A 6,050-nucleotide genomic window follows, 5' to 3' on the forward strand; every position below is an offset into this window, starting at 1 on the left:
GTCTGATTGTATTTGTTAAATGGTTTTGAAAATATTCAAATTAATTAAAAATATAACAATTGGGACACTAATAAATAATTTTACATATATGAAAAGGATATTGTTTTTTGTTGTTATGATTGGAATGTCCTTAAGTGGATATGCCCAGGAAGAATTCAGTGCTAAATACAAACCAATTCCGCCGAAAGAAACCAAAAAGGAAAAAGAGATTCCTCCAAAAGAAGTTTCACCAAAAGTTATGCCACCGGCTGTCGTAAAAAAAATAGATTCCTTAGCAGTTGATCCAAAAGAGCTTTTTAATAATCCTTATTTATATAAAAAAGCGGCAAATACAGAGGGGATTTATTATAGACAAAATCAATATTTGGGCAGTTTCAAAACTAAATCTTTGACCTCTAAAATTAATTACCGTGACGCTGCATTTCTTGACGGAGACAAAGTAAAAATATATTTGAATAATAAAGTCATTGAACCTGAAGTTGTTATGGAAGGTGAGTTCAAAGGTTTTGAAATAAAATTGGAAAAAGGTGTTAATAGGATTGATATTGAAGCTTTGAATGAAGGCTTCGCTTCACCCAATACTGCTGAATTTGAGGTTTACGATGATAAAGGAGTTGCCGTTATGGCAGACCAATGGAATGTGGGCACAGGTTATAAAGCGTCCATAATAATTATTAAGGAATAGTATTCCATACTATTGCAAAACATAATTATACAGGGCAAACACATGAGTTGATTTTTTTAGCTTATGTGTTTGCCTTGATAGTTTTTAGAGTTTGAAACTTTAAAATTTTGTACTTTTAATAGAAAATTCAATCCGATGAATACTCCAATAACCATTGACCGAAATGAAATTCTAAAACGCTACAAAACCATTGACAAATACACTCACAAAGGCATTCAGGGTCATGTTTTGCTTATTGGCGGAAGTTATGGAAAGATTGGAGCTGTATGTTTGGCTTCGAAAGCTGCACTGAAAACGGGTTGTGGATTGGTGACAGCTTTTGTTCCGCAATGTGGGTATGAAATTGTGCAAATCTCTATTCCAGAAGCGATGGTGGTGACGGATGATCACGAAAAATATATTTCGGAGATTGCTTTGAATTTGGATGTCGATGCGATAGGTATTGGCCCTGGAATGGGACAGAAAATGGCAACACAAAAAGCACTTCACGATTTTTTGTCAAATACAAGTCTTCCGTTGGTTATTGATGCCGATGCCCTAAATATTTTATCTCATAACCCGTCTTGGGTAGCCTTGGTTTCTCCCAGAACTATTTTGACTCCACATCCAAAAGAATTAGAACGACTGATTGGGAAATGGTATACTGAGGAGGAGAAGTTTGGTAAAACCGTCGTTTTTTCGCTTGTGAATCAAGTTGTGATTGTGATGAAAGGCGCACCAACTTACATTGTTGACGGCGAAATGATTTATGAAAATACCACAGGTAACGCTGCTTTGGCCACAGCCGGAAGCGGGGATGTCCTGACAGGGATTATTACGAGTCTTTTGGCACAATCCTACAAAGCTGTTGATGCGGCTATATTGGGCGTGTACCTTCACGGTTTGACTGCCGACATTGCTTTGCCAGAAACAGGTTATCAGTCTTTTATAGCTTCGTCGATTATTGAAAATATTGGGAAAGCCTATTTGAGTTTGGAGGGTTAAGTGTTTGAGATTGTTTAAAAGTTTAAATTGTTTAAGGATTTGAACTGTCTAGTAAAATCTTAGCATCTTAGTTTCTTAGTAGCTTAGCGTCTTAAAGAAAATAGTTATTTGTAAGTTTGTAGTTCGTAAAATTGTTATATGAAGAAACCACTTGAATTAAGAACTGTAAATGTTACGCGCTATATTTCGCCGCTGCGTGAAGGTGGTTCGTTGCCCGCTCTTGCAGAAGCGGATGATGATTTTAAATATGTTTTGAAATTTAGAGGTGCGGGACATGGCGTAAAGGCCTTGATTGCCGAACTCATAGGTGGAGAAATCGCCAGAGTTTTAAAATTGAAAATGCCAGAATTGGTGTTTGCCAATCTCGACGAAGCCTTTGGTCGCACCGAAGGTGATGAAGAAATTCAAGATTTATTACAAGGCAGTCAGGGACTGAATCTAGCCTTGCATTTTTTGTCGGGAGCTATTACTTTTGATCCTGTGGTGACAAAATTGCCTGCGGACTTGGCCTCGCAAATCGTTTGGTTGGATGCCTTTATTACCAATGTAGATCGTACGTTTAGGAATACCAATATGCTTATTTGGCACAAAGAATTGTGGCTCATTGATCATGGAGCGTCATTATATTTCCATCATTCTTGGAATACTTGGGAAACGCATGCTAAAAGTCCTTTTGCTCTGATAAAAGACCATGTGTTACTGCCTCAAGCCAGCGAATTGTTAGCAACAGATCTTGCTTTTAGAAAGTTACTCACCAAAGAAATATTACAGGATATTGTCGATTATATTCCGGAAGATTGGCTCCATTGGGAAGACACCGAGCAAACCCCAGACGAAATTAGAGATGTATATTTTCAGTTTTTATGGACAAGATTGAACCATTCAGAAATTTTTATAAATGAAGCCCAAAATGCAAGAGAAAAACTTATATGAATATGCCGTTATTCGTGTTGTGCCTAGGGTAGAACGCGAAGAATTCCTGAATGTTGGCGTTATTCTGTTTTGCAAAAAAGCAAAATATATAAAAATGCTCTATTCTGTTAATGAAGCAAAATTGCTGTTGTTCTCGGAAGATTTTGATTTGGAACAACTCGAATCGAATTTAGAATCCTTTCAGAAAATTGCTCACGGAGACAAAGCCAGCGGGCCTATTGGTGAGTTCGATATCCCGTCTCGTTTTCGTTGGTTGACCGCTATCCGAAGTTCGGCGATACAGACTTCCAGACCACATTCGGGTTTGTCAACAGATTTGGATAAAACGATTCAATGTTTGTTTGAAGAATTGGTTTTGTAATTCCTACTGTTTTATAATATGGGCGTAACCCCAAAGCAGAAAATTTCGTTTTTGATTCATCAATCTGCTACTTTGGGGTCGGGCTTTTGGCTTTATCTTTATTTTTTTAAAGAAAAAAAATAAAGGATATCGCCGCAAATGAAATTCACTGAACTCCAATAAAAATAATTATAATGTGAAGTAATCCCTTACGCGAACCCAATCAATAATGAAGAAGATTATTTTTTATAAAAGAATCTGTTTAATAATTTCCTGGAAAGTATATCTTTTCACAACTTTTTAGCTATTTTACTTTCAAAGCTTTAATCAGCATTTTGTTGCGTTTATCAGCTCTTGAGTTTTGTAATGAAATAACAGCCCAAACTGCTGCTGGAATCCAGCCAATTAAAGTAATTTGTAAAATCAGGCAGAGAATAGAGGTGAGTATTCTTCCTCTCAAAAAGAAAGAAACAAACGGAAAAAATATTGCAATTAATGTCATAGTATTTCAGGGTGTCTGAAAATCAGTTATTTGTTTATAGTTCCTTTTACTATTCTGCTGGAATTTTTGACATATCCATATAGAAAAATTCCCAAGTGTGTCCGTCAAAATCTTCGATAGTACGCATTTGCATAAAACCGTAATCTTTCATTTCGCTTGGCTCTATTCCGCCTGCGTTTAGCCCATTTGTCATAATACTGTTCACTTCATCAACACTTTCAGTCGATAATGAAAAAAGTCCCGCTATGTTAGATTTTGTGTCTGCAATAGGTTTGGCAGTAAAGCTTAAAAACTTTTCGTGTGTCAAAAGCATTACATAAATGCTTTCACACCAAACCATACATTTTCCGGTGTCGTCCGAAAATTGAGGATTGTTTGTAAAGCCTAATGCAGTATAAAAGGCCATAGATTTTTGCAAATCAGTTACTGCTAAATTGATGAAAATTTGTTTTGCCATTTTTTTAGTTTTTAATTCTTGTTGAATGTATTTCTGTTTGAATATAAAGTTAAACACATAGACACATAGATTTAATATCAAATCATTAAAGAATGAATAGAAATAGCAACATTTTTCACATAGATTAACTATGTGAAAAGTAAAACGTCTATCAAACTCTTTTTAAAAAATTACAAATTCTATGTTTCTATATGTTTAAAAATAATTAAACCCAATGAGTTTTTTTACTACTTAGTTAAGCATCCGGGATATTCGGTTCTACCAAACGTTTTAATTTGTCAAGCGATTCCTGCCAGCCTAAATAACACATTTCTGTTGGTATTGCATCAGGTATTCCTTCCTGTGTTGCAAAAAGTTCTGTACCGCATAGTACTTTTCGCAGTTCGATTGTTGTGATCATTTGTCCCGGTAAATTTGGGTCGTCAAATTCGTCTGTGTATTTTAATCGTTCATTAGGTACAATTTCTAAATATTCGCCACCAAAGGAATCACTACTACCTGTAGTAAAATTCGTAAACGACATTTTGTATTTTCCGCCAATTTGGAAATCCATACTATGTACTTTGCAGACAAAACCATAAGGCGGAAACCAAGACGCCATCGCATCCGCATCTGTGAATGCTTTATAAACTTTCTCAACAGGTGCGGAAAAAACTCTGTGAAGCGTAACTTTATTAGTTGCCATGTTGTTCTTTTTTAGAGAGTTAAATTTAATGTTTTTTGGATTAAATTTTTCTGTTTGGTAAAATTTTTTTCGGTTGATGTGTGTCGTTTTACAATGATCCCCAAAACCTTCAGAATATCTAAGCTAATAGAGATAAAACTTAATTGACATGGATTTTACCTGTCGTTATTAAGAAATTAACAGCTAGTTTAAAACTAAATCATTTAGAAAGAAGTAAATAATTTTTCGCATAATTCAATCATTTTTTCTCCTTTTGTAGCTATTTCTGCAGGAAGAACACTTATAGCTACCCAATCTTTAATTTCTTTAGCTTTGTTAAAAAACTTTTGCAGTTTAGATATAGATTTCTTTTCATCAATTTGATCATTAGCTTCTTCTAAACGATACAATTCCTTCAAAGCATTACTAAAGTTTTCTTGCCATTCTTTATTATCTTTTGATACATCTTCAAAATCTTCTAAAATATCTTTTAACTCTTGAATCTGAGTGTTATTTGCATAAGTATTTATATAGTTGTTTTGGACATTATTTTTACCGCCAATTTGTGTCTGTCCAGTAGTAATAAAATCACCTTTAACATTGAAAACTTGTCCTTCTTTACTCATTGCATTTATTATTTTTTGTGAATCTTCAAAATTATCTATTACTTTTAATACATCAATATTACGTATTCTATATGTTGGATGATAGGCAATTGTACTAACACCATTTCTTAAACTATCAATCATTTCGTCATAAGACAAAAAGACTGGTGTTCTATTTTCTTTTGAAGAATATAATATTTCTTCTTTATATTTTAATGAATATTTAGAATTAATATCTTTAATATCTCTTCGTAACACTTCCCATAATCCTCTAATATTATCCCCTTTTATCCAAAAATCAATTATTTTTGAATGTTGATTTGTTTCTACAAGAGCAAATGTATCACTATGTTGATCTTTAATAACTATGCCAGATTGCCAGTAGCCATTTTTAATACATTTTGAAATGTTGCGTGCCATAAAACGATATATAATTAACATTTCGAATGAAGATTCGAATTGAAATCGATACTGTCTGCTTTCTCTTTTGTACTTATCAAATTCTAGAGGTTTTTCACCTTCAAAAGCACACGGCACTAAGTATTCATCTTTTTCAAATGGATTAGGGACACATAAATCATAATCAGTCATTAATGCCAAAATGAATTGAAAGTCTTTTTCTTTATATTTTAATTTGATTCTTTCATTCGCAAAAAGACATTTTTCATCTTTGAAAATTTCTTTCAAGTTATTATAATTTAAATGTCCTTTTTTATTTCTTGTTATTTCAGATGTTATAACTGAATAGGCACCTGTTGTTATCCAATCAGGATTTAGAACTTGTAAATCATTTAATATTGGTTTGTCAAAAAAAACTATTGAACCAATTTTATCTAACTGTTTAAGAAGATTTTTTTTATTTGTTTCATTTGTATAATTG

Annotated in this window: 8 protein-coding genes; 4 read left to right on the forward strand and 4 right to left on the reverse strand. The window is 33.5% G+C overall.

Going from position 1 to position 6,050, the window contains the following annotated elements; all coding sequences use genetic code 11:
* Nucleotides 1–88 precede the first annotated feature (88 nt).
* The 4 genes from B0E44_RS15635 (at nt 89) to B0E44_RS15650 (ending at nt 2,963) form a co-directional block, all read left to right on the forward strand.
* A complete protein-coding gene (locus tag B0E44_RS15635; protein ID WP_077377377.1) occupies nt 89–685 on the forward strand; it encodes a hypothetical protein in 597 nt (198 codons plus the stop codon).
* 135 nt (nt 686–820) lie between these two features.
* Complete coding sequence (locus B0E44_RS15640; RefSeq protein ID WP_077377362.1) at nt 821–1,669, forward strand: NAD(P)H-hydrate dehydratase; 849 nt, start codon at nt 821–823, stop codon at nt 1,667–1,669.
* Between the two features lie 138 nt (nt 1,670–1,807).
* Nucleotides 1,808–2,602, forward strand: a complete 795-nt coding sequence (locus tag B0E44_RS15645) for a HipA family kinase (RefSeq protein ID WP_077377365.1) — start codon at nt 1,808–1,810, stop codon at nt 2,600–2,602.
* On the forward strand, nt 2,580–2,963 hold the full coding sequence (locus B0E44_RS15650) for a DUF3037 domain-containing protein (RefSeq protein ID WP_077377368.1): 384 nt from the start codon (nt 2,580–2,582) through the stop codon (nt 2,961–2,963). Before B0E44_RS15645 ends, B0E44_RS15650 begins: the two co-directional genes overlap by 23 nt.
* Before the next feature lie 283 nt (nt 2,964–3,246).
* Here the strand turns inward: B0E44_RS15650 and B0E44_RS15655 are convergent, their stop codons facing one another.
* From B0E44_RS15655 to B0E44_RS15670, 4 genes are all read right to left on the reverse strand, one after another.
* The gene (locus B0E44_RS15655; protein WP_077377371.1) at nt 3,247–3,444 is read right to left on the reverse strand and encodes a YqaE/Pmp3 family membrane protein; all 198 of its coding nucleotides are present in this window, start codon (nt 3,442–3,444) and stop codon (nt 3,247–3,249) included.
* Nucleotides 3,445–3,493: 49 nt separating this feature from the next.
* On the reverse strand, nt 3,494–3,901 hold the full coding sequence (locus B0E44_RS15660; RefSeq protein ID WP_077377380.1) for a VOC family protein: 408 nt from the start codon (nt 3,899–3,901) through the stop codon (nt 3,494–3,496).
* 235 nt (nt 3,902–4,136) lie between these two features.
* On the reverse strand, nt 4,137–4,586 hold the full coding sequence (locus tag B0E44_RS15665; protein ID WP_077377374.1) for an SRPBCC family protein: 450 nt from the start codon (nt 4,584–4,586) through the stop codon (nt 4,137–4,139).
* Nucleotides 4,587–4,789: 203 nt separating this feature from the next.
* The coding region (locus B0E44_RS15670; RefSeq protein ID WP_131828090.1) for a COR domain-containing protein at nt 4,790–6,050 on the reverse strand (1,261 nt) is incomplete at its 5' end.

It is taken from the genome of Flavobacterium sp. A45, from assembly GCF_002001005.1.
Lineage (GTDB): Bacteria > Bacteroidota > Bacteroidia > Flavobacteriales > Flavobacteriaceae > Flavobacterium.